We start from the raw sequence: 22668 nt of genomic DNA on the forward strand, positions 1-22668 counted from the left end.
TTGGAGAACAACCGTCATGGCAATTGCCCATCAAACACCAGGTTATTTTCCGGTCATGGCGTGCTGACGTGCAATTCGCGACCCAGATGAGAGATCAGCCAGGCGACGCTGTCAGCATTGGCAAGCTGCACCGACAGCCTGATCAGCGGATCTTTCTTGAACTTCTCCCGTGCTCCGGCCAGGTTTTCTGCGCCGGTCAACTTGAGGATGATGTTCTTCGCCAGAAAGGTTTGTTCAGGGTAGGTATCGCCCAAGTCTTCCCAATCGCCTGTGTCCGGATGCTGGTACATGAATAATTGCGTGTAGGGCGTATGGCGCGACAGTGCAGTTTTCTGTGTGTCGGCCAGCGCCGTCTTGAGTTCTTTGCCCATCGCTGTGGATTCTTCGATCAGATCGGGAAATGGCCTGGAAGCTTCGAGGTAACAAATATCTTCGGTTTCACCGACCAGGTGCGAGAGCTCATGGATCAGCGTCACGGCCCGGGCATGTGATTTGATCGCGAAAGAAGTGTCGGTCAAGTAGCGGCGGTAGTAATCGTATTGGGGCCTGAAGAATCTTTCGGCCAGGTAAATTTTGTTGTTGTCATCGGTCGGCACCGTAAAGGCGAACGTGTACTCGCCATCTTCCAACAGTCGGCCGACCACGAAACGCTTCGATTTCGCCTTTCTGAGTGTGGGCTCCAGCAGAGCGGCAAAGATGTCTCCGATGGTTTTCTCGAGCTTGTCCACATAGGTGCTGTGAACGACTTTCACATCAAGGAAATCCATGATCAATTGATGCGCCGGGGTGATCTTGCCGTCCGTGGCCCTGAGCAATTGCAGGTTGCGCATGCTGTTCCAGGCATAGCTCGTGGCCTGGTCCAGCGCTTGATTAATCTGGCGTGCCTTGATCGGGTACAGCAGACGAATACTCTCCATCCCCCGAGCTTCAACGTTCATGTCCCCGTAGACAGCGGCCGCAGTATCCAGGCGTTTCAGAAGGCTGTAGCGGGCGGGCGAAGCCGACCTGCTGAACATCCAGTTTTTTTTCAGGTTTTGAAGCACCTTGGGGCCGCGGACTTTGCCTCCGTTTATGCGCCACTGCTTGCCGTTTTTTTGCACGGGGAAGACTTTTCCGGCAATAGGTGCGTAAGTCGTCTTCGTAGTGTTGTCGGTGTACAGGCCCTGAGCGACGTCGTGCGCCAGAGCGCTCAGGTCAATGTCAGTCCTTGCCAGTTTCTGCAAGTGCGTGCGATCGGGAGCGGTCAGGTCAACGTCTCGCCAAGGCGCAAGCGTGGCTGCCTCGGGCGTCGCTACGTCGGCAGTCGAGACACTGTCCGCCGGGCCTTCCACCGATCTGCGCAACATCACTAACTGTGCGATGGCACCGATGAACTCCTTGAAGGCAGCGCCCCACTTGTGCGTCTGCAAATCTTCAGCGGACTGTTTGATATTGCGAAAGCTGCGCCAGACCGTGATGGGGAAGGCGAGTTTGCCCATGACAAAGGTGCTGGCGACGTTGATGTCTTCACTAAAGACCTGTTTGATCGCTGCCCACTCTTCCCGGGAGTCGGTATCGCCTTGGCAGCCGAGCAGGCGACCGAGCAAGGCAACGTTATCGTCGAGTAATTGTTTGAACAGTCCGCCTTTGATCGGCGTGGAGGCAAGGGTCGCAGACGGTTTTTTCGCCTGCTCAGCCCAGTGCGCCTTGCACGACGTGCGGTCGGCGGGGGGCAAACTGTTTAGCGTCCAATCCTGCAATGGCCCTTTGTTTTTTAGCTCGGTCAGTAGCTGATTTTCGTCTTCGTATTCTTTCACGCTGTGCGTCGGGCTGTGCGGCGCGATGAGGATCTGGCGTCCCGAGGCCGATTGTTCGGGGCCAATCAGCCACATGCCTGGCACCTTGATCGTGGCCCCGCTTTTGATGCCGCTGAGTTCCAGCGGGCGGATGATTGCGTTCGTGCCTTCCACAGCCTTGCGTGCCGTGGCGTCGGGCATGTCCATGATCTGGCAGATGAGGTCAAAACCGGCCAGACTCAGCCGCTCCTGCAGCTTTTCCGCGTGGGCGTGCAGCATGAGCTGCCAGGGTAACTGCGCGGCAAAGCGCTTTTTGCGATCGGTGGCGCCGGTGTCTGTGTCGGCGAACGCGGCGGTTAACGCTTTCTGCAGATGTTCACCGGGTTTCAGCTTTTTAATCAGGGTTTTGATGTAACTCTCGGTCAGCCCGGGCGGAATTGTGCTGGCGTCCAGCGACTTGACGGTGAACCGCGCCTGTTCCAGATCGTGCAAATGAGTGAGGGCGAACTGCGTTAGGGTTTGCTCGCTGGCGGCAGACATCAGGCGCGGATTGATTTGCACCTTGTCCGGGTCAAGATCGAAAGTGTCAGCCTTGAGTTGTTTGCGCAGTTCCCGATGCGTCGTGCGTGCCAGCGTGTCCATCCCGCTGAGGAAATCCTGGTCACTGCTGACGTTATCGAGGTATTGCTGGGCCAGTTCCGCGTGCAGTACCTGATCTTCTATGGATGCTCTGGCCAGCCATGCCGGGAGTTTCTCCGGCGTTGCCAGGTAATCGGCAACACTGCTGGCGCGGTGCAGCCCCGTTTGTGGTTCGCGAAGTGCGACCAGGTTCAGCAGGTTGGTTTTTGTCTTCGCGGACAGTTTGGTGGCCAACGCAGCGGTGACGCTGGCCTTGTCCAGCTGGACGTTGGGCTTTTGCAGGTATTCAACAAAATGCTCATCGATCCGCTGCAGCGGTGCCAAGACGTACGCCTTGGCGGGCAGTCGCTCGCTGCGTCCGAGGTTCTCCAGCAGGAAGGTGCGAAGGTCTTCGTCCTTGAGGCGACGATTCAGCTCGTCCAGCAAAGGTTGCACGCTCGGAAAAGTTTCAAAACCCTGCGCCGGAGTCCACAGTATCGCTTTGCCTGAATGTCTGGCGTCCAGGCCGCCCCGTTCGGTGACGACAAAACAGCTCGCAAGCTGGAGTGAGTCGGCGGCGGGCTCTGGTTTGAGCGTCAGCGCATACACGTCGGGGAAAAAGCCGTTTAATGCCGCGCGCTGCGAACGGACGGGGCTGTCCAGCAGCGTTTTAATAATTGCCTGTTCCGAGGCGTCCAGTGAGCGGTCGATGGCGCGCAATTTGAGTTCACTGCGCAAAGCCGCCGTCATCACGTGCGTGACGTCCGCCTGCAGGCCCGGTAGCGATGAATTGATCAAAAGCTCGGCCTCGGCCAGCGTCTTGGTGGTCGGCGCGATGGCGGGACGTTCTTCCAGACGTTTTTCCAGCGCCTGCTCGAAAGTGGTCAGCACGGTCAGCTGCTCTTTGGCCGACTCGGCACGCACGGTGGCTGGACGCGAGCTCCAGCGCTGGTCGACGCGGATGCTCCAGCGCCCGCCAGTTTCGGTGGTCAGGAGCCGGTCATCTATCAGGCCGCGAACGTCCAGCGCACTGTCACACAGGGCGCCAGGGTCGAGCGCGCCTTCACTTTCCCGGAACCGGTTGAGTGCGTAGGACAGGTTGTCCTGCTGCTTGCCGAGGATGTCGCTCATCAGTTGTTCAAACACTGCGCCGTTGACGGGCACACCTTTGATCTCGCGCTCGTTCGCCGGCAACGCGAGAAAGGTGCCGCGCTCTTCCAGCGACATGAAGTTGAGCAGCGTGTCCTCATGACCTTCGCTTTTCAACATGTCCAATACGACAGATTCGGCAGCGGCCAGGTCGTCGGTCGCTTCGAGTCCCCTGGACTGGGTGTAGAGAAAACCGAGTGTATTTTCTCTGCCGATCGTCAACGTTGAGGCAAGCTCTGCGTAATGTTTGAGGGGCGCCGTCACTCGCACTTTTTCGATGCTGAGGAGCGCATCCGCATCGGCAGCCTCGCCGACAGTTCGTAGTCGCACATACTCGTCAGCCTTGAGAACGCCCGACTGGCGCTGCAACAGGATTTTTGTGTAATAGGTGTCTCGGATTGCGTCGCCAAAAAATGCCAGACGGGATTTCCCGGTACCCATCGGTGAATTCCAGAATGTCTCGATCAGGCTTTGCAGATGCGGTGTGAAACTTTGCGCAATCTCTTTGACGGCGGATTCCCACGCCTGATTGTCGGCGTCAGTGCTCACGCTGTGGCGCGGGTTGCTGAAAACTCTGGAACTGCCCGCAGGCCACTGATTGTGCAAGTAGAAATACATCAGTGCATCGCTCAGCGAGAGCGAAGAATGCGTGTGAAGGTAGTCACTGCCATCAAATGCAGAAATGGTCTTGAGGTAAGTGGTTAAGCGGGTCAGGCGCTGGTCTAGCGCGGGGAACGGTTTACGCAGCGCATTCTTCAGGGATTCGTCGAGCATCGATTGCAGGGTCGGTGTTTTGAGCAGCTCGGTGCTCATCAACTGCAGGTTGTGTTGCTGATTCAGTTCAAGGAGTGCTTCCTGGTCCTCGAACACCGCACCGTCAATCTCTTCGGTAGAAATGTCCGCGACCGCGGTATCCGCCCAGACGCTGCGCTGCTCGATGGACAGAAAGCGCAACAACTCGCGCTTGCCGTCGTCCAGCGCCAGCCACTCCTTCAGTTTGCTTTTCAGATCGTCCATGTCTGCGAATTTGATCAAGCCCTTCCAGGGCGTGTAGAGCATCACTTCTTTGCCGTTGGACCGGCTCAACGCAAACGCGCCTGCCAGTGGTGTACTTGCGATGCCGGTGCCCGTTAACAGGAGCCGGTTCGCAAGCATTGGCTCTTTATGGGCTACGCGCGCTGCCTGCGTGGCCAGATACACGTTCTGCAGCCACTTGAGGTCTTCGATACTGAAGTTGAGGGCCTTTTCACGATCGCGTGGTTGTTTGGACCTGGAGGCGGTGGTTGCCTCGTCAAAAAAATACGGCAGTGGGGATATTGTCATGGGTGTTTCCTCGGAGGTTGCGACCGACGCTGATCGCAAGGCGTTGAATCGAGGAAGCAGGTTAGGGGCAGGCCAATGTACGAGTGCGGTACATATTGCTGGGCGCCACTGCGCTGCCGAGACTTGACAGCACGCTGGTGAAACAGCGCTTAATCGGTCCTGGTTGTGGAATGCCCTGCATCCTTCGCCTGAGCCTGTCGCCCGTATTCAATAACAAAACTGGAGCTTCAGATGACCGCAACGCCCGAAGTAGCCGTCAGTGCACCCGTGCATACGCTTGAATTCGACGCGCTCGTTGTATTGCTCGAGCAGATTTTTCTGCGCCACGGCACCTCTGCCGATGTCGCCCGCACCCTCGCGCTCAACTGCGCCGGTGCTGAACGGGATGGCGCCCACAGTCACGGCGTGTTTCGCATCCCCGGCTATGTGTCGACCCTGAAGAGCGGCTGGGTAGATGGTCAGGCCGTGCCGGTGGTCGAAGATGTGGCATCGGGGTTTGTCCGCGTTGATGCCGGCAATGGTTTCGCCCAGCCGGCCCTCGCAGCTGCTCGTTCGTTATTGGTAGAAAAAGCGCGCAGTGCCGGAATCGCGGTCCTGGCGATTCGTAACTCCCATCACTTCGCCGCGCTGTGGCCAGATGTCGAGCCGTTTGCCTATGAAGGGCTGGTGGCGCTGAGCGTGGTCAACAGCATGACCTGCGTGGTGCCGCATGGGGCTGACCGGCCGTTATTTGGCACCAATCCGATTGCCTTCGCCGCCCCGCGTGCCGATGGCGAGCCGATTGTGTTCGACCTGGCGACCAGCGCGATTGCCCACGGCGACGTGCAGATTGCCGCGCGCAAGGGTGAGCGTTTGCCTGAAGGCATGGGCGTCAACAGCCTGGGCCAGCCGACTCAGGACCCGAAAGCGATTCTTGAGGGCGGCGCATTGTTGCCGTTCGGCGGGCACAAGGGCTCAGCGCTGTCGATGATGGTGGAGCTGTTGGCAGCGGCGCTGACAGGCGGCAATTTCTCGTTCGAATTTGACTGGTCAAATCATCCGGGCGCCAAGACTCCATGGACCGGGCAGCTGTTGATCGTCATTGATCCGAGCAAGGCAGCGGGGCAAAGCTTCGCAGAGCGCAGCCAGGAGCTGGTGCGGCAGATGCATGGGGTGGGATTGAAGCGCTTGCCGGGTGATCGGCGTCATTCTCAGCGGGCGAGATCCGCGGAGGAGGGCATCAGACTGGACAATGAAACGCTGGAGCATTTGCGGGGATTGGCGGGGCTTTGAACGTAGGTAGCGGGTTGCAGACCGGCGGGTGATTGATCCCCGCCGGGCGTTACTCAGTCATTGGCGCTTAACGACGACCCAGTAGCAGACCAACGACCAGACCAAAACCGGCGGAGATCGCTACGGTTTGCCAAGGATGGCCACCGATGTAGGTTTCTGTCGCCTGAACCGCTGGCAGCGTACGGTCGCGCACGTTGCCGACCGAGTCCCGTGCCTGCTGCAACTTCTGGGCGATCTGGCCGCGCAGTGTTTCCGCTTCTTCGCCGACCAGCGAAGCGCTGCTCCTCAGCAGCTTTTCTGACTCTTCGATCAGCGAATGAAGCTCGCTGAAAGCCTGATCCTTGATCTGTTCTTCGGCGGTTTGTCCGGCAGTTTTCCGAGCCATTGAGGTTACTCCTTGCAGTTGAATGATCAGTGAACAATGGAGTCCCCCAGCGCCTGAAAAGTTGCACAGGTTGAACGCATTCGTCTGACCATGGAAAAAAATCCAGCGCCGGACTTTTCGCCCTACGGTGTAAGATGTCGCCTATTTACGCAGCAGGAAAATCCCATGAGCTTCAATCTGGCCGACAAACCCCATGCCGAGCGTGCGGCGCTCGAAGATGAAAAATCCCGCCTGTTCGATTTGTGGCAAAGCAATCTGGGCAAAGCCAAAGGCGAGGCCGCACGTTTGTTTGGTGAGCGCGCCAAGCGCAAGGGTAAGTGGGCCGAGTGGGTCCGTTCGGAGCTCGATGGCATGTCGCCCCCGGAGTTCGCGAACATGGTGCGCAGTGAAGTCAATCGGCTGATGGCCGCCAAGTAATTCAGGGTTATCCCAAGTAGCGTGCGACGACCGCCCGGTAGTTGCCGTCCAGTGAATAGCCGCCGACAACGATATTGCCATCTTGCTGTACCTCCACCGATGTGGCGGTATCCAGGCTGCGCCCCAGACGCGTGCGTACCCAGCCAGCGCCGTTGCCAAAGCACTCATCCAGCTGACCGTCCGGCCGATAACGGGCCAGAATAAAATCAGCTTCGACACCGCCAATCGTAGCGCCAGCGCACACCACACTGCCATCCGCCTGCGCTTGCGCGGCGGTCCATTGGCAACCGTACTGGCCGATTTCCAGCAATTGCGCCAGGCCGCCGTTGCAATGCTGGTCCGGACGACCGTTGCTGTGAATTTTCAACGCCATGCAATGCATCGGGTCGCGGCTGCTGCCAAAACACAGCACGTCTGCGTCGGTCAGTTGGACAAGCTGGCTGACCTGAACACTGCGCCCCCTTGCGGTCAAACTCATAAACCCGTCAACCGCGAAACACTCGTCCAGCCGACCGTCGGGGAGATAGCGTGCCAGCAAGCCTTCTTCAGGGAAATTCATCGATCCGCCGACCAGAATTCTTCCATCGGCCTGTACCAGCAAGCTGCCGAGCCTGGAGTTCATCAGCAAATGCCGGACCATCACAAAGCCACGGCCATTGAAGGACTTGTCCAGCGACCCGTCACTATTCAGCCGAATCAGCATCGCCGCCTGGTCCGCCAGCTCGAAATGATGATTGGCCACCAGCACGATTCGACCGTCGTCCTGCACGCCAATGGCGCACGCCTCGGCACCGGGGATGCCAGGTGGCAACCATGTATCGCGTACCCCCAGGGAAAGGTTGCCCGGTAGACGCACGACACAGCTGCCGTTGTCGCCAAACGCTTGCACCGGTTTGCCGTTTTGATCAAACAGTGCGAGCGCAGGCAGTGTGCGATGGGCATTTTCGTAATGCAGGCCGGCCACCAGGATATGGCCGCTGGGCAGGACACGAACTTGCCCGGCCATGGCCTCAAAGCCGTGTTGAAACTGCCCGACCACGCTGCCCTGATGAGCGAACGTCAAATCGGCCGATCCGTCCTGGAGTAATCGCGCCAGACCAAAACGGCTGCCGCCCGGAGTGCCGACCTTCGCCGCCACCAACAATCGGCCACTGCCATCAATGGCAACGCCGTTGGCCATGCTGGAAACGCTACCGGGGAAGTACACATGGGTTTTGCCGGCGGCAGCGAAAGTCTTGTCGAGTGTTCCAGCGTCAGATAGCTCTGGAGTGAGTGCGGGATCGTTCTGGCCGGACATGCACGCTTCTCCTTGCGAGTCGTCCTGGTCCAGGGATTGGAAGGCGACTTATATAGGAGAGGTATTCAACCGCTGAACACGTTGGTACACAACTGACAAAAACAACAGATGGAGGGTCGTTGTGTGCCAGAACAATGGCTTTACGACCCAGTTCAAAGCCAGACAAGTAACCGCAGTTCCATCCGTACGTTCCCAAACATCGCGCCGGGCAAAACTCCATTCAAAAAAAGCGCGGATTACCTTTGCAGTAATCCGCGCCGATATCAGTGCGGCATCGACCACGATTGCAACGTGTAGCCTTCACGGCTCAATTCTTCACGCGCCTGTTCCAGCACGTGTTCAAGTTGCGCCGGGTCGGTGTAGGCGCTGCTGGGAATCTGTTTGCGACCGATGCGGGTGCTTGTGCGATCGATGACAGTCAAGCTGAGCTCGCCGTTACCGTCCTGTGGGGCCCAGGCCACGCATTGGAAAGGTTGGAATGCGCGGTCGGCAATCAAAAGAGCTTCGTTGATACGGAGCGGGGCGGTCATGGGATTGTCTCTCTCTATGCCCAATCAAGTGATGTGCCGTCGGTTGGGCGTACCGTGCGGCTGGTTACTTGTACTGATGTCCGAACTCTGGGTCCGGGTCACACTTGAGCAAAAGAAATTTCAACTTTCTTTCATTCGGTCAATGGTTGGTTGACTGGCGAAAGCACAATGAAAGATGCAACTTTGTTAGGTAGCTAACAGTGCATTGTGCTTATAACTGATTTTATACAAACGCTATAGTCAATCGGTACAAGGCGCCGTCAAATTCTTGCTAATGTTACAGCCAGGTCCGCCAAACGACTGTTTTTAATGTTATTTCTTATATTTGACGCCAAGGAACAGTCATGATCGAAGCGCCTGCTCCAAGACGATTATTGGTAGTGGATCCCTGTGATGATTGTCATCGTCTGCTTCCGGGCTTGCGATCAATAGGGTGGGACGTCGACAGCTGCACGCTCGAAGATGCTGTTGATCGGACTTGCGATGTCGGACTTCTGCGCTTGCAACCTTTTCATCTGGACCAACCGGAAGCGGTCAAGGAGCTGATCAGTCGCAGTGGCACGGAGTGGATTGCCGTGCTCAATCAGGACGTCCTGCGGCGGCAGAACGTCGGCGATTTTGTCTGTGAATGGTTTTTCGATTTCCACACACTGCCGTTCGACGTGTCGAGGGTACAGGTGACTCTGGGCCGTGCGTATGGCATGGCACGGCTGCGCGGGCAGGGCACGGTTCATATCAATCAGCCTGAGCACGAGCTGCTGGGCGACAGCAAACCGATTCGTGAACTGCGCAAATTGCTCAACAAACTCGCACCGACCGAGTCGCCGGTATTGATCCGTGGCGAAAACGGCACCGGCAAGGAGCTGGTCGCGCGCACCCTGCACCGGCAATCGCAACGGCACAGCAAACCCTTTGTCGCGATCAATTGCAGTGCCATCCCCGAACACTTGATCCAGTCCGAATTGTTTGGCCACGAACAGGGCGCGTTCACCGGAGCGCATCAGCGCAAGGTCGGGCGCATCGAAGCGGCCAACGGCGGCACTTTGTTTCTCGATGAAATCGGTGATCTGCCCCTCGAACTTCAAGCGAATCTGCTGCGCTTCCTGCAGGACAAACACATTGAGCGGGTCGGCGGCAGTCAGCCAATTGCGGTGGATGTGCGGGTTCTGGCGGCGACTCACGTTGACCTCGAAGCGGCCATCGAGAAGAAGCGCTTTCGCGAAGACCTGTATTACCGCCTCAACGTTCTGCAGGTGGTGACTGCCCCGCTGCGTGAGAGGCATGGCGACCTGTCGATGCTGGCCAACCACTTTTCGCATTTCTACAGCCATGAAACCGGGCGGCGGCCGCGTAGTTTCAGCGAAGACGCGCTGATTGCCATGGGCAAACACGACTGGCCGGGCAACGTTCGCGAGCTGGCTAACCGCGTACGACGTGGTCTGGTATTGGCTGAAGGACGACAGATCGAAGCTCGCGACCTTGGTTTGATCAGTCAACATGCCGTCTCCGCGCCGATGGGCACCCTTGAGGATTACAAGACTCGCGCCGAACGCCAGGCGTTGTGCGATGTGTTGAATCGTCACAGCGACAACCTCAGCGTCGCCGCCCGCGTGCTGGGTGTGTCGCGGCCTACTTTCTACCGTTTGCTGCACAAGCATCAGATCCGCTAGGGCGGTTGAAACGAAAAGGCCCGCTGCGGTTACGGGCCCAGCAGGTGTTTGACTGCTTCGAATGCCTGGCGCCGACGTTCGACCCAGTCGCCCCGCAAGATTTGCAGCGGTTGTCGATGCTCCTCCAGCCAGGCCAGTGTCTGCTCGAAAAATGCCCGGCGTGCGCTGAGTTCGGGTTGGCATCGCTGGCCATCGTCGGTCCATTCAACCTGTTCGGGAGACAACAGCAAGTGCAGGTCGTATTGGCGCGAGAGCAGGGCCTGTTCGATCCATGCCGGACAGTCACCAAAAAGGGTCTGGCTCCAGAGGACATTGCTCAGCAGGTGGGTATCGAGAATCAGCAGCGGCGGTTGCTGCGTGCGGGCCGCGTCCTCCCATGCAAGCTGGCCGCGAGCGATGGCGGGTATGTCGGCCAGCGTCGTCTCGCGGGGATTTTGCTCGATGAACCAACGCACGTATTCATCGACCAGCAGGCCGCCGAACTGCGCCTGCAATTCTGCCGCCAGCCAGCTTTTACCGCTGGATTCGGGGCCGGTCAGCACCAGGACTTTCATGTGCGCAAGACCGGATCGGCACGCCACTCGCGCCAGCCTTGCACCGCCAGCAGAGTGAACAGCCCGTAGAGCGCAGCAGTCAGGTACAGCCCTTTATAGACAAACAGGCCGACGAAAATCACATCGACGACAATCCACAGCGGCCAGCACTGCACGCGCTTTTGCGCCATCCATAATTGTGCGACCAGGCTGAAACCGGTCAGCGCTGCATCCAGCCACGGCTGCGCAGCGTCCGTCCAATGGGCCATCGCGGCGCCGAGCAACAGGCTGCCGATGGCTCCGATGGTCAGGCTGAACACCACGGCTTGCCTGCCAAGACGACTGACCTGCCGGCCTTGATGCGCGTCGCCCGCCCGCGTCCACTGCCACCAGCCATAGAGCTGCAAACCCGCGTAAATCACTTGCAGCAGCATGTCCGAATAGAGCTTTACTTCAAAAAAAATCCAGCTGTAGAGCAGCACCATGACCAGCCCGACAGGCCAGCACCACGGGTTCTGTTTGACGGTCAGCCAGACGGCAATGACACCGAGGGCGGCGGCAAACAGTTCAAGCCCGGACATGGAGTTTCCTTGGGGAAGTCGCGAAGGGTGGCGATTGTAACGGCAGGCGCAGGCAAAGGAGAACCTCCAGGACCGACACCAGCCTCGTAGCAGCTGCCGAGCCTGCGCAGCCGGACGCAGCCTCGGCAGTTGCTACAAGATCATGCCGCGCGGTTAAACGCGGAACTGCCTGAGCAACCCGTTCAGTTGTTCGCTCAGTTCCTTGAGCCGCACGCTGGCCACGCTCGATTGCTCCGCCGCCATTGCGGTGCTGTGGGACAAACCGGCCGCTTGGGTGACGTTCTGGTTGATGTCCTCAACCACTTGAGCCTGTTGCAAGGTCGCGCTGGCAATCGACGCGTTCAACCCGTTAAGATTGCGCAGTGCCTGGCCGATCGCATTCAGGCTCGCACCGGCAAGGCCAGCCTGTTCGATGGTCAGTTGCGAGGCGCGGCTGCTGTCTCCGATCACCTTCACCGCCGCTTCCGAATGATTTTGCAGACGCTCGATCATCGACTGAATCTCGGCCGTCGACTTCTGCGTGCGCTGCGCCAGCAACCGGACTTCATCGGCTACAACGGCAAATCCGCGTCCCTGCTCGCCGGCTCGGGCCGCCTCGATCGCGGCGTTGAGCGCCAGCAGGTTGGTCTGTTCAGCGATGGAGCGAATCACTTCCAGAACGCTGCCGATCTGCGTGCTTTCGGCTGCCAGGGTGCGAATCACTTCCACGGCCTGATTGATCGTCGAAGACAATTTGTCGATCTGCTGCAGGCTCCCGTCAATGTTGACCTGACCCTGCTGCGCCTGCGACTCGGCATCGCGCATTTCACTCGCCGCGTGCTCGGCGTTTTTTGCCACGTCCTGCACGCCGTAGGTCACCTCGTTGATCGCCGTGGCCACCAGCTCCATTTGCTGCGATTGCTGTTGGCTGCGCTCTTGCGCCTGGGCCGCATCGTTACCCAGATCACTGGAGGACTGGCCGAGTGCGCTGGCGGAGATTTGCAGCTCGCCGATCACCAGGCGCAGCTTGGCGGTGAACGCATTGAAATGCTGCGCCAGTTGCGTCACTTCATCGTGGCCATGGGTGTCGAGGGTGCGAGTCAGGTCGCTTTCCCCACTGGCAATGTTGGCCATCGCGCTCACGGTTTCCTGAAGAGGGCGAACGATGCTGCGGGCAATCAGAATCACCAGCAGCGCCATGATCGTGGCAATCACCAGCCCAACGAATGTAGCCTTCCACACTTGGGAGGCGAATTCGGCTTGCATGTCATCGATATACACGCCCGAACCAATGATCCAGCCCCAGGGTTCGAACAGTTTCACGTAGGAGGTTTTTTCCACCGGTGCGTCGGCACCCGGTTTTGGCCAGCGGTAATCGACAATGCCGGCGCCTTTGCTCTTGGCCACCGCGACCATTTCATTGAACAGCGCAAAGCCGTCGGGATCGCGGATCGCCGCGAGGTTCTGCCCATCGAGTTTCGGGTTGGCCGGGTGCATGACCATGACCGGCGTGAGATCGTTGATCCAGAAGTAATCGGTTTGGTCGTAGCGCAGGCCGCGTACGGCGGTCAGCGCCTGCTTTTGCGCAGCGTCGCGGGTCAGGGTGCCGGCGGTTTCCAGGCCATGGAAATACGTCAGAATGCCGCTGGCCGTCTGCACCACGTGTTGGGTTTTTTCCACCTTGGCGTCATAAAGATCCTCATGAATCTGCTTGAGCATCAGCACGCCCAAGGTCAAAAGCATCACTACCGCCACAATCAGAATGAGCCACAAACGGCGGCTGATCGACATGGTTCGCAAGCTGTTCATACCGCTGTCACTCCTGTTTCTTGTTCTGGTCATAAATGATCGCCAGCATCCCTGCACGCTTTGCTCTCCGGACGTGTCCGACGCAAGTCTTATAACGTGGCAGCGTTAATCAGGCTTGTCTGATAGGATTTCGGCCCCGCGCGGGAAAACCTGAATCCAGAACGAACTTCAGCCGATGCTTTTCGGCTTCGCCTGGCTGCAGCGCGCGGGGCAGACACGTTGACCGCAGTGAACGTTTTAAAATTATTATCGGGGCATGCCGCAGCGCATCGCCTCCTGGGGGATTGATGGACCTTTGGACCGCCGTGCAGGCATTGATACTTGGGGTTGTAGAAGGGCTGACGGAGTTTTTGCCGATTTCCAGTACCGGGCACCAGATTATTGTCGCGGACTTGCTCGACTTCGGCGGAGAACGCGCCATTGCGTTCAACATCATTATCCAGCTGGGCGCCATTCTGGCGGTGGTCTGGGAGTTCCGCCGCAAGATACTCGATGTGGTCACCGGCCTGCCTACTCAGCCCGGGGCCCGACGCTTCACCGCCAACCTGTTGATCGCCTTCATGCCCGCCGTGGTTCTGGGCGTGCTGTTCTCCGATCTCATTCATGAATACCTGTTCAACCCGATTACCGTTGCAGCGGCGTTGGTGGTTGGCGGGATCGTGATGTTGTGGGCCGAGCAGCGTCAGCATGAGGTGCACGCTGAAACAGTCGATGAGATTACCTGGCAGGACGCGCTGAAAGTCGGCTTCGCTCAGTGCCTGGCGATGATTCCCGGCACCTCGCGCTCCGGCTCGACGATCATCGGCGGTTTGCTGTTCGGCTTGTCGCGCAAAACCGCCACCGAGTTCTCGTTCTTTCTGGCGATGCCGACCATGGTCGCTGCGGCGGTTTATTCGGGCTACAAATACCGCGACCTGTTCGTGCCGGCAGATTTTCCGGTGTTCGCCATCGGTTTTGTCACCGCGTTCATCTTCGCGATGATCGCCGTGCGCGGCTTGCTCAAGTTCATCGCCAGCCACAGCTATGCCGCGTTCGCCTGGTACCGGATCGCGTTTGGGCTGGTGATTCTGGCGACGTGGCAGTTCGGTTGGGTCGACTGGACCGCCGTCCAGCCATGAATAACGCCAGCGCGCGCAATCCTGCCAAGGGTGGTATCCAGAACCCACGGCTGAAGCTGCTGGTGTTCGCGATCGTGTGCGCGCTGCCGTTGTCGGGTTCAGTGACGATGTGGCTGCGCGGGATTTCGCTGGTGCCCCTCGCGGCTTACGGCATCGTCAGCCTGCTGGCGTTCTTCCTGTATTGGGGCGACAAACGCAAGGCGCGCACTGATCGCTGGCGTACGCCGGAAAACGTTCTGCACGCTGTCGAGTTTGCCGGTGGCTGGCCGGGCGCGTTGCTGGCCCAGCAAGTGTTTCGGCACAAAACCCGCAAGGTCTCGTTCCAAATACTGTTCTGGGCCATCGTGCTGCTGCATCAGGTGTTCTGGATAGATCAGCTGTTTCTCGGCGCTAATCTGCTGGCACTGTTCTAGAGCAGCAGGCCGACCTGGGTGCGCTTCGGTAATCTGCTCACCACCAACTGATGTGAACGTTGAAGCAAGTCTTTCAGTTCTGCGGCGCCCAGCGGGTAGGGCGTCTGCATGATAATCCACTGCGCCCTCGCCAGATAAGGCGCCGGGTGAATGCCCGGGCGGTCGCAATGGCCCAGAAACACATCCTTGTCGACTTTGAACGCGAGCGAATCACCGCGCAGGTTCTGCAAGGCAAACATCTTGTTCCCGGCAATTGAAAATACCCGCACGCCGCCCCATTTGTAATCCTCCCGCGCACCGGGCAGTGACAGGCAGAAAGCTGCAACGTCGTCTTCGCTCATAAGTCCCGCCTTCATAGCAAACGCTCCCCGCAGGCGTCGAATGATTCCACCATATGGTCGATCCAGGCCCGCACGGCCGGCATCACTCCGCGCCGATGAGGGTAGACCGCTTGCAGCCAGCCGCCTGGCAGCGACCACTGAGGGAGTAATTGCACCAGCGTGCCGTCCTTCAATTCTTGTTCGCAGTACATCATCGGCAGCATCGTAAAGCCTTGGCCGGCAAGCGTGCAGGCTTTGCGCACGATGAAGTCATCAATGCCCAGCCGGGCTTCGAGGCTCAGGTCCACTCGTTTATCGTCCTGATCGAGCATGCGGATGTGCACCATGCGATCCGCTTCCAGGGCGCCGAGCACCGGCAGTTTCTTCAGGTCATCGGGCTGATTGATCACTTGGCCGTGCAAAAACGCCGGGCTGGCGACCAGCAGCATTTGCGCCTGACGCAAGCGGCGAGTGACCAGCAAAGGGTCTTCATCACCCAACTCGCGCACGCGCAAGGCGACGTCGACGCCTTCGGTGACCAGGTCGACGCGGCGATTCAGCAGCATCACTTCCAGCTGAACCAGCGGATATTTCTCGAGGAATCCCGCGATAATCTCCGGCAATATCTCGTGCGCCAGGCCCACCGGGCAGGACACCCGCAACCGTCCGCGCGGTTCACTGGACATGCTGGCCACCGTTTCGTCAGCCATCTCGGCTTCCAGCAGCATCGCCTGGCAGTGCCGCAAATAGCGCTCGCCCACGGCGGTCAGTTTGAGTTGTCGAGTGGTGCGTTGCAGCAGGCGTGCGCCCAGACGTTCTTCCAGCTCGGCAATGCGTCGCGATAACCGTGATTTCGGAATGCCGATCAGGCGGCCGGCCGCCGCGAATCCACCGGCTTCGACCACTTTGGCGAAGTAATACAGGTCATTGAGATCTTGCATTGGGAGGCTCGATTGTTCTATCAGTGGGACAAACTAACGCATTATTGCCGCCTAATCAGCGATTGGTTTCGTCTGTAGGATGGTTGCATCAGATCGCCCAGTGGCGGTCCTCACTCGGAGATCCCACATGAAACTATTGCACATCGATTCGAGCATTCTTGGCGACAACTCGGCCTCCCGTCTTTTGAGCCGCGAAGTGGTCAATGCCTGGCAGGCTGCTGAGTCCAACGTTGCCGTGACTTACCGTGATCTCGCTGCCGATGCTATCAGCCATTTCTCCGCAAATACTCTGGTTGCCGCCGGCACCACCGCAGAATTGCGCGATGCTGCCCAGCAACACGAAGCGGATCTCAGCGCTTCGACCCTGGCCGAATTCCTTGCCGCCGACGCTGTTGTGATTGCCGCGCCGATGTACAACTTCACTATTCCGACCCAGCTCAAAGCGTGGATCGACCGCATCGCGGTGGCCGGTCAAACCTTCCGCTACACCGAAGCCGGCCCTGAAGGCCTGTGTGGCAACAAGAAAGTTGTGATCGTTTCGACCTCCGGCGGCTTGCATGTCGGTCAGGCCACCGGCGTGGCACACGAGGAATACCTGAAAGTGATGTTCGGCTTCTTGGGCATCACCGACATTGAGTTCGTCCGTGCTCATGGCCTGGCCTACGGTGACGAAGTCCGCACCAAAGCGATGAGTGACGCGCAGGCGCAAATCAGCGAGCAACTGTTCGCCGCTGCGTAAGGCCTGAGCTTGGTACTGCACACCCAAGCCACACCCAAAAAACTCTGTACTCTGGTCACGCAAGTGGCAGATGCGGAGTTTTTTGTTTCTGGCCATTACTGGTGCTGGCGCGGGGTATGCAGTCCGGAACCAAGGTCTTCGGTCAGGTAACGGGGTGTTGCATCGATGCTGCGTATTTGTGCGGTTCTGCTGATGTGCCTGCTCGGCAGCGTTAATTCTGTGCGCGCCGCGCCAGCTGGGCATCACTGGAGCGTCGGTTTCCATGAGATGAGTGTGCTCGATCCGCTGGATTTGCAACCGATGCGTGCCATCGCGTTCTATCCTTCCAGCGCCCGCGAACACGTCAGCAGGCTTGAGGGTTACGAAGTGGAGGCGGGCGAAGACGTGCGGGTCGCCATCGGCCGTTTCCCGCTGCTGATGTTGTCCCATGGCAACACTGGAACGCCGCTGGCACTGCACGACCTGGCTACCTCACTCGCGCGCAAGGGATTTGTCGTGGTAGCAGTGATTCATCCGGGCGATAACTCCCAAGACCACAGCCGCCTCGGTACTTTGAGCAATCTTTACGGTCGGCCCATCCAGATATCTGAAGCGATCACCGCAACGCTGGGTGACCGCATGCTCGCACCATTTGTCAATGCCGATCAGGTCGGTGTCATTGGTTATTCGGCGGGCGGCGAGACGGCGTTGATTCTGTCGGGCGCGACGCCTGATCTGGAGCGTCTGCGCCAGTATTGCAGGGAGCGTCCAGACGATCAGGATGCCTGTAACACTCAGGGTGAGCTGATTGCCGATCGCGATGACCTGCAACCGGTGGCGGATCCGCGCGTTCGCGCTCTACTGTTGATGGCGCCGCTGAGCCTCAAGTTCGGCCGGCATACCCTGGCCGATGTGCACGTGCCGGTGCTGTTGTATAGCGGCGACGGCGACAAGTTGGTGGCCTTCGACAAGAACGCCGCAGCGCTGGCGCGCAAACTGCCGATCGCCCCGGATTTCAAATTGCTCGCGGGGGCAGGGCACTTTGTGTTCATGGCGCCGTGCAATGAAGAGCAGATTGCCGCGATGCCGGCGCTATGCACCGATGCGGATGGCGTTGATCGAAAGGACATTCACCGGACGATGATTACCGAGGCTGGGCGGTTTTTTGCTCATGCGCTCGGCAAACCCAACCGAGCCGGTCTGCAAACTGCTGATCAATAGATCGCGATATCTCGGCCTGCCTGAGCCCTGTAGAAGCCGGCTTGCTGGCGATGGCGTGCTCGAAGGCGCTATCGCCAGCAAGCCGGCTCCTACAGATTGCGTGTCGATCAGGCCATCGCGCGGCGTTTCAGTACCAAGGTCAAGCCCAACCCTGTCACCGACAATAACGCCGCGCTGAAGAAAATCCACGAATAGCCCATATTCAACGCTACGGCGCCCATCAGCGGACCGGCAATCGCCAGTGCCAGATCGAAGAACACCGCATAGGCGCTCAGCCCCGCGCCACGGCTGGAGGTAGGGACTTGCTTGATCGCCTCGACCCCAAGCGCCGGGTACACCAGCGACAAGCCAAAACCGGCGAGGCCCGCACCTATCAGAGCGAACCCGGTTGAGGGCGCCAGCCACAGCAGCACCAGGCCGACGGTTTCGATGCTCATGCAGGCTATCGCTGTGGTGAAGCCGCCGAAACGGCTGATGCTCGAGATGAACAGCAGCCGCGCCAGAATGAAACAGATGCCGAACACCGTCAGGCAATACGCGGCCCCCGTCCAGCCACGACTCAAGTAATACAACGTGATGAAAGTGGTCAGGGTGCCGTAGCCGATCGACGCCAGGCTCAAGCCGGCGCCAAACGGCGCGATGCGGCCGAACACCGCCCAGAAGGGCAGCCGCTCGCCGCGAACCACCGGCACCGAGGGTTTGTTACGGATCAGTAGTAGTGCGAACAGGGCCAGTAGCGACAGAGCGATGCCCAGGCTCATGAAGCCCAATTCCCCGACCATCACCACGCCCAGCGGCGCTCCGATTGCAATCGCGCCATAGGCGGCAATGCCGTTCCATGAAATGGAGCGCGCCGTGTGTTCGACCCCGACCTGGCCCATGCACCAACTGATAGTGCCGACCCCGATCAAACCCTGCGCAATTCCCAGCAACAAACGGCCGGCGATCAGAATCAGCAGGCTCAGCAGCGGAAGGCTTTGCAGCATCACCGACAACAGCGTCAACACGCCACTCAGTACAATCCCCGACAAGCCGTAAACAATCGCACGCTTGGTGCCGAGGCTGTCCGACATCCGCCCGGCCATCGGTCGACTGAGCAGAGTCGCCAGGTACTGCGAGCCAATCGTCAATCCGGCAACAACTGCGCTGAATCCGAGTTGTTCGTGGACATACCCCGGCAACACCGCAATCGGCAGTCCGATGCAGATGAAAGCAATAAAGGTATAGAAGACGATGGAGACGATCTGCAGAGTGATCGCCATGGAACTCGGCGTAGGCAGTTGCTGCACGGACATGAGGGCTCTTTCGCGGGCGGCGGTGGGAGAACAGCATCATGGCGTGGGAGGGAGATAAAGGAAAGCAGGCTAACTATATTGGTTGCTGCCTGGCGCCGGGCTTCGAATTCTACGGGGTTATTGAGGGCCTCTTCGCGAGCAAGCCCGCTCCCACACGGGAGCGCATTCCAAATGTGGGAGCGGGCTTGCTCGCGAAGGTTCCTGCACCAACGCATTCCTTGGCCATCAAACGCAAAAAGCCCTGTCACCAGGACAGGGCTTTGACTTGCAGCTTTCAGCTTGAAACGAAAAGCTGATCTTAGAACACCACACCCTGGCTACGCAGGTAATCGTCATACGTACCGCTGAAGTCGATCACGCCGCTAGGGCTCAACTCGATGATGCGGGTCGCCAACGACGATACGAACTCACGGTCATGGCTGACGAAGATCAGCGTGCCCGGGTAGTTCTCCAGCGCCAGGTTCAGCGCCTCGATGGATTCCATGTCCAAGTGGTTGGTCGGTTCGTCCATGATCAGCACGTTCGGCTTCTGCAGGATCAGTTTGCCGAACAGCATGCGACCCTGTTCACCACCGGAGATGACCTTGACCGACTTGAGGATCTCGTCGTTGGAGAACAGCATGCGGCCCAAGGTGCCGCGAACGATTTGTTCGCCGCCCTGAGTCCACTGGCCCATCCAGTCGAACAGGTTGCAGTCGTCTTCGAAATCGTGGGCGTGGTCCTGAGCGTAATAACCCAGTTCCGCGGCGTCGGTCCACTTGACGGTGCCGGCATCCGGGGTCAGTTCGTTGACCAGGGTGCGCAGCAGGGTGGTTTTGCCGATACCGTTCGGGCCGATGATCGCCACACGCTCGCCCGCTTCAACCTGGAAGCTGAAATCCTTGAACAACGTCTTGCCGTCGAAACCTTTGGCCATACGATCAACGATGACCGCCTGGCGGTGCAGCTTCTTGGTTTGTTCGAAACGGATGAACGGGCTCACGCGGCTCGAAGGCTTGACCTCGGCCAGCTGGATCTTGTCGATCGCCTTGGCACGGGAAGTGGCCTGTTTGGCTTTCGAGGCGTTGGCCGAGAAGCGGCTGACGAACGATTGCAGTTCGGAAATCTGCGCTTTCTTTTTGGCGTTGTCCGACAGCAGCTGCTCGCGGGACTGGGTCGCCACGGTCATGTACTCGTCGTAGTTGCCCGGGAACAGGCGCAGCTCGCCGTAATCCAGGTCAGCCATGTGGGTGCACACGCTGTTCAGGAAGTGACGGTCGTGAGAGATGATGATCATCAGGCTGGAGCGCTGGGTCAGGATGTTTTCCAGCCAGCGAATGGTGTTGATGTCCAGGTGGTTGGTCGGTTCATCGAGCAACAGCACTTCCGGATCGGAGAACAGAGCCTGCGCGAGCAATACGCGCAGTTTCCAGCCCGGCGACACTTCGCTCATCGGGCCGAAGTGCTGCTCGATGCCGATACCCAGGCCCAGCAACAATTCACCGGCACGGGACTCGGCGGTGTAGCCGTCCATCTCGGCGAACTCGGTTTCCAGTTCCGCGACGGCCATGCCGTCTTCTTCGGTCATTTCCGGCAGCGAGTAGATACGGTCGCGCTCGGCTTTGACCTTCCACAGCTCTTCGTGACCCATGATCACGGTGTCGATCACGGTGAATTCTTCGTAAGCGAACTGGTCCTGACGCAATTTACCCAGACGCACGTTCGGCTCGAGCATGACCTGGCCGCCGGACGGCTCGAGGTCGCCACCGAGGATTTTCATGAACGTCGACTTGCCGCAACCGTTCGCGCCGATCAAACCGTAGCGGTTGCCCGCGCCGAATTTTACCGAAACGTTTTCGAAGAGCGGCTTGGCGCCGAATTGCATCGTGATGTTAGCTGTAGAGATCAAAGGTTTTTCCTGTGAAGCATTCAGAGTATCGGGTTGCGGCAGTACCGATTCAGTACCCGTGTCCGCTTTCCGGACCACGGGAAATGCATCCCGGTCAGAAGCGGAAGGTCCATCTGGCAATAAGTGGACAGCAGCATGAGGTGCGCTTGGCCCGAGTCAAAGTGCGCTGAAGACGTTTCAAACCGTCATCAACCAAGGGAGGCGCATAATGTTTGGCGGCGATTGTACTGGTCTGGCTCTTTAAACGATAGGGCGTTAAGGCCGCACGTGAGCATTGGCGGCATGAGTGGACAGATTTTCACATTTGAAGGTTAACCATAGGTTACAGATTGTGACTAAAATGCCATCTTTCCCCTGATGCCGGTGGTCGGCATAGCTCAAGGACGCGCTTCAGGAACGCTGGATCGATTCAGACGCTGCTCAAGCCTCGGGCGAATGGCCGGAAGAGGCGCAGTTTGTTCACTTCTGACGTGTGACGATTTCCTTGAAACTGATCATCGCTGCTATTTATGTTGTTTCGATCGCTTACGTCCATCTGCGCGGTCGCGTGCGCCACAAGCTGGGCCGACAGCTGAGTGATCACTCGACGTTCCTCGCGCCGATCAATTGCTTCCTGTATCTGTGCTCGAAAATTCCCAACCGGCCTTACCTCGACCCGGCCGATTTTCCGGACCTCAGCCCATTGCAAATCCACTGGGAAGAGATCCGCGCAGAAGGGCAGAACCTGCTGCAGGCGGGCGAGATCAAGCGCTCGAATCAATACGATGACGTCGGCTTCAACTCCTTCTTCAAAACCGGCTGGAAGCGTTTTTATCTGAAGTGGTACGGCGACAGCCATCCTTCGGCGATGAAGCTGTGCCCGCGCACCACCGAACTGGTCCAGAGCATCGGTTCGATCAAGGCCGCAATGTTTGCCGAATTGCCGCCGGGCTCGAAACTGGTGCGCCACCGCGATCCGTACGCGGGCTCCTATCGCTATCACTTAGGCCTGGACACGCCCAACGACGCGGGTTGCTACATCAACGTTGACGGTGAAAATTATCACTGGCGTGACGGTGAAGCGGTGATCTTCGACGAGACCTTCATTCATTACGCGGAAAACGCCACCCAGCAAAACCGGATCATCCTGTTTTGCGACATTGAGCGGCCGATGAAATACCGCTGGGCGGCGGCGTTCAATCGTTGGTTCAGCCGGAATGTGATGTCGGCAGCCGGCGCACCGAACGATGTCGGCGACAAGACTGGCGGACTGAATCGCCTGTTCGCGAAAATCTACAAGATCCGTCTGCGTGGCAAAGCGCTGAAGAAGCGTAATCGCAAACTGTATTACCTGGAGAAGTGGGCGATCTTTGCCGGGTTGTTGGCGATTTTTGTCTGGATCTAATTGGCCTACTGCGTTAGTGACGCCGTATTCGG

General features: G+C 58.7%; 19 protein-coding genes. 8 read left to right on the forward strand and 11 right to left on the reverse strand.

Annotation, left to right across the window (positions count from 1 at the left end; all coding sequences use genetic code 11):
* Positions 1-53: 53 nt before the first annotated feature.
* Positions 54-4865, reverse strand: coding sequence for a dermonecrotic toxin domain-containing protein (locus tag ACYZTS_RS18930; protein ID WP_461991196.1), 4812 nt, complete (start codon positions 4863-4865; stop codon positions 54-56).
* A gap of 231 nt (positions 4866-5096) precedes the next feature.
* Between ACYZTS_RS18930 and ACYZTS_RS18935 the strand changes: the two genes are divergently transcribed.
* Complete coding sequence (locus ACYZTS_RS18935; RefSeq protein ID WP_461991198.1) at positions 5097-6137, forward strand: Ldh family oxidoreductase; 1041 nt, start codon at positions 5097-5099, stop codon at positions 6135-6137.
* Between the two features lie 67 nt (positions 6138-6204).
* On the opposite strand, the gene ACYZTS_RS18940 is transcribed toward ACYZTS_RS18935, so the two are convergent.
* Positions 6205-6522, reverse strand: a complete 318-nt coding sequence (locus tag ACYZTS_RS18940) for an ElaB/YgaM/YqjD family protein (protein WP_461991200.1) — start codon at positions 6520-6522, stop codon at positions 6205-6207.
* Between the two features lie 165 nt (positions 6523-6687).
* Here ACYZTS_RS18940 and ACYZTS_RS18945 point away from each other — a divergent pair, with 165 nt between their 5' ends.
* Entirely contained in the window at positions 6688-6939 is a 252-nt protein-coding gene (locus ACYZTS_RS18945) for a hypothetical protein (protein WP_028620081.1), read from the forward strand.
* Between the two features lie 7 nt (positions 6940-6946).
* Here ACYZTS_RS18945 and ACYZTS_RS18950 read toward each other — a convergent pair whose 3' ends face one another.
* Positions 6947-8236, reverse strand: coding sequence for a hypothetical protein (locus tag ACYZTS_RS18950; RefSeq protein WP_461991202.1), 1290 nt, complete (start codon positions 8234-8236; stop codon positions 6947-6949).
* Positions 8237-8499: 263 nt separating this feature from the next.
* Positions 8500-8766 carry a hypothetical protein gene (locus tag ACYZTS_RS18955; protein WP_461991204.1) on the reverse strand — a complete coding sequence of 89 codons (267 nt, stop codon included), beginning with the start codon at positions 8764-8766 and terminating at the stop codon, positions 8500-8502.
* Positions 8767-9110: 344 nt separating this feature from the next.
* Here ACYZTS_RS18955 and ACYZTS_RS18960 point away from each other — a divergent pair, with 344 nt between their 5' ends.
* The gene (locus ACYZTS_RS18960; RefSeq protein WP_461991206.1) at positions 9111-10436 is read left to right on the forward strand and encodes a sigma-54 dependent transcriptional regulator; all 1326 of its coding nucleotides are present in this window, start codon (positions 9111-9113) and stop codon (positions 10434-10436) included.
* A gap of 29 nt (positions 10437-10465) precedes the next feature.
* Here the strand turns inward: ACYZTS_RS18960 and ACYZTS_RS18965 are convergent, their stop codons facing one another.
* From ACYZTS_RS18965 to ACYZTS_RS18975, 3 genes are all read right to left on the reverse strand, one after another.
* Positions 10466-10990, reverse strand: a complete 525-nt coding sequence (locus tag ACYZTS_RS18965; RefSeq protein WP_461991208.1) for an AAA family ATPase — start codon at positions 10988-10990, stop codon at positions 10466-10468.
* Positions 10987-11550, reverse strand: coding sequence for a nicotinamide riboside transporter PnuC (gene pnuC / locus ACYZTS_RS18970; protein ID WP_461991210.1), 564 nt, complete (start codon positions 11548-11550; stop codon positions 10987-10989). The genes ACYZTS_RS18965 and pnuC overlap by 4 nt, the downstream gene beginning before the upstream one ends.
* 153 nt (positions 11551-11703) lie before the next feature.
* Positions 11704-13338, reverse strand: a complete 1635-nt coding sequence (locus tag ACYZTS_RS18975) for a methyl-accepting chemotaxis protein (protein WP_461991212.1) — start codon at positions 13336-13338, stop codon at positions 11704-11706.
* A 287-nt stretch (positions 13339-13625) separates the two neighbouring features.
* Here ACYZTS_RS18975 and ACYZTS_RS18980 point away from each other — a divergent pair, with 287 nt between their 5' ends.
* The gene (locus ACYZTS_RS18980; RefSeq protein ID WP_028620088.1) at positions 13626-14456 is read left to right on the forward strand and encodes an undecaprenyl-diphosphate phosphatase; all 831 of its coding nucleotides are present in this window, start codon (positions 13626-13628) and stop codon (positions 14454-14456) included.
* Positions 14453-14869 carry a DUF1294 domain-containing protein gene (locus ACYZTS_RS18985; protein WP_461991214.1) on the forward strand — a complete coding sequence of 139 codons (417 nt, stop codon included), beginning with the start codon at positions 14453-14455 and terminating at the stop codon, positions 14867-14869. Before ACYZTS_RS18980 ends, ACYZTS_RS18985 begins: the two co-directional genes overlap by 4 nt.
* Here the strand turns inward: ACYZTS_RS18985 and ACYZTS_RS18990 are convergent.
* A complete protein-coding gene (locus ACYZTS_RS18990) occupies positions 14866-15225 on the reverse strand; it encodes an MmcQ/YjbR family DNA-binding protein (RefSeq protein ID WP_028620090.1) in 360 nt (119 codons plus the stop codon). The genes ACYZTS_RS18985 and ACYZTS_RS18990 overlap by 4 nt on opposite strands.
* On the reverse strand, positions 15222-16130 hold the full coding sequence (locus ACYZTS_RS18995) for a LysR substrate-binding domain-containing protein (protein ID WP_461991217.1): 909 nt from the start codon (positions 16128-16130) through the stop codon (positions 15222-15224). Before ACYZTS_RS18995 ends, ACYZTS_RS18990 begins: the two co-directional genes overlap by 4 nt.
* A 127-nt stretch (positions 16131-16257) precedes the next feature.
* Here ACYZTS_RS18995 and ACYZTS_RS19000 point away from each other — a divergent pair, with 127 nt between their 5' ends.
* Positions 16258-16869 (forward strand): FMN-dependent NADH-azoreductase, encoded by a 612-nt coding sequence (locus ACYZTS_RS19000; RefSeq protein WP_461991219.1) that lies wholly within the window; start codon positions 16258-16260, stop codon positions 16867-16869.
* A 165-nt stretch (positions 16870-17034) separates the two neighbouring features.
* On the forward strand, positions 17035-18069 hold the full coding sequence (locus tag ACYZTS_RS19005) for an alpha/beta hydrolase family protein (protein ID WP_461991221.1): 1035 nt from the start codon (positions 17035-17037) through the stop codon (positions 18067-18069).
* A 107-nt stretch (positions 18070-18176) separates the two neighbouring features.
* Here the strand turns inward: ACYZTS_RS19005 and ACYZTS_RS19010 are convergent, their stop codons facing one another.
* Positions 18177-19364: an MFS transporter gene (locus ACYZTS_RS19010; protein ID WP_461991223.1), complete on the reverse strand. Its 1188-nt coding sequence runs from the start codon at positions 19362-19364 to the stop codon at positions 18177-18179.
* Between the two features lie 298 nt (positions 19365-19662).
* Positions 19663-21252 (reverse strand): ABC-F family ATPase, encoded by a 1590-nt coding sequence (locus ACYZTS_RS19015; RefSeq protein ID WP_028620095.1) that lies wholly within the window; start codon positions 21250-21252, stop codon positions 19663-19665.
* 484 nt (positions 21253-21736) lie between these two features.
* On the opposite strand from ACYZTS_RS19015, the gene lpxO reads away from it, so the two are divergent.
* On the forward strand, positions 21737-22636 hold the full coding sequence (lpxO, locus tag ACYZTS_RS19020) for a lipid A hydroxylase LpxO (protein ID WP_461991225.1): 900 nt from the start codon (positions 21737-21739) through the stop codon (positions 22634-22636).
* The last annotated feature ends 32 nt before the right edge of the window (positions 22637-22668 follow it).

This window comes from Pseudomonas sp. TMB3-21 (genome assembly GCF_054898145.1).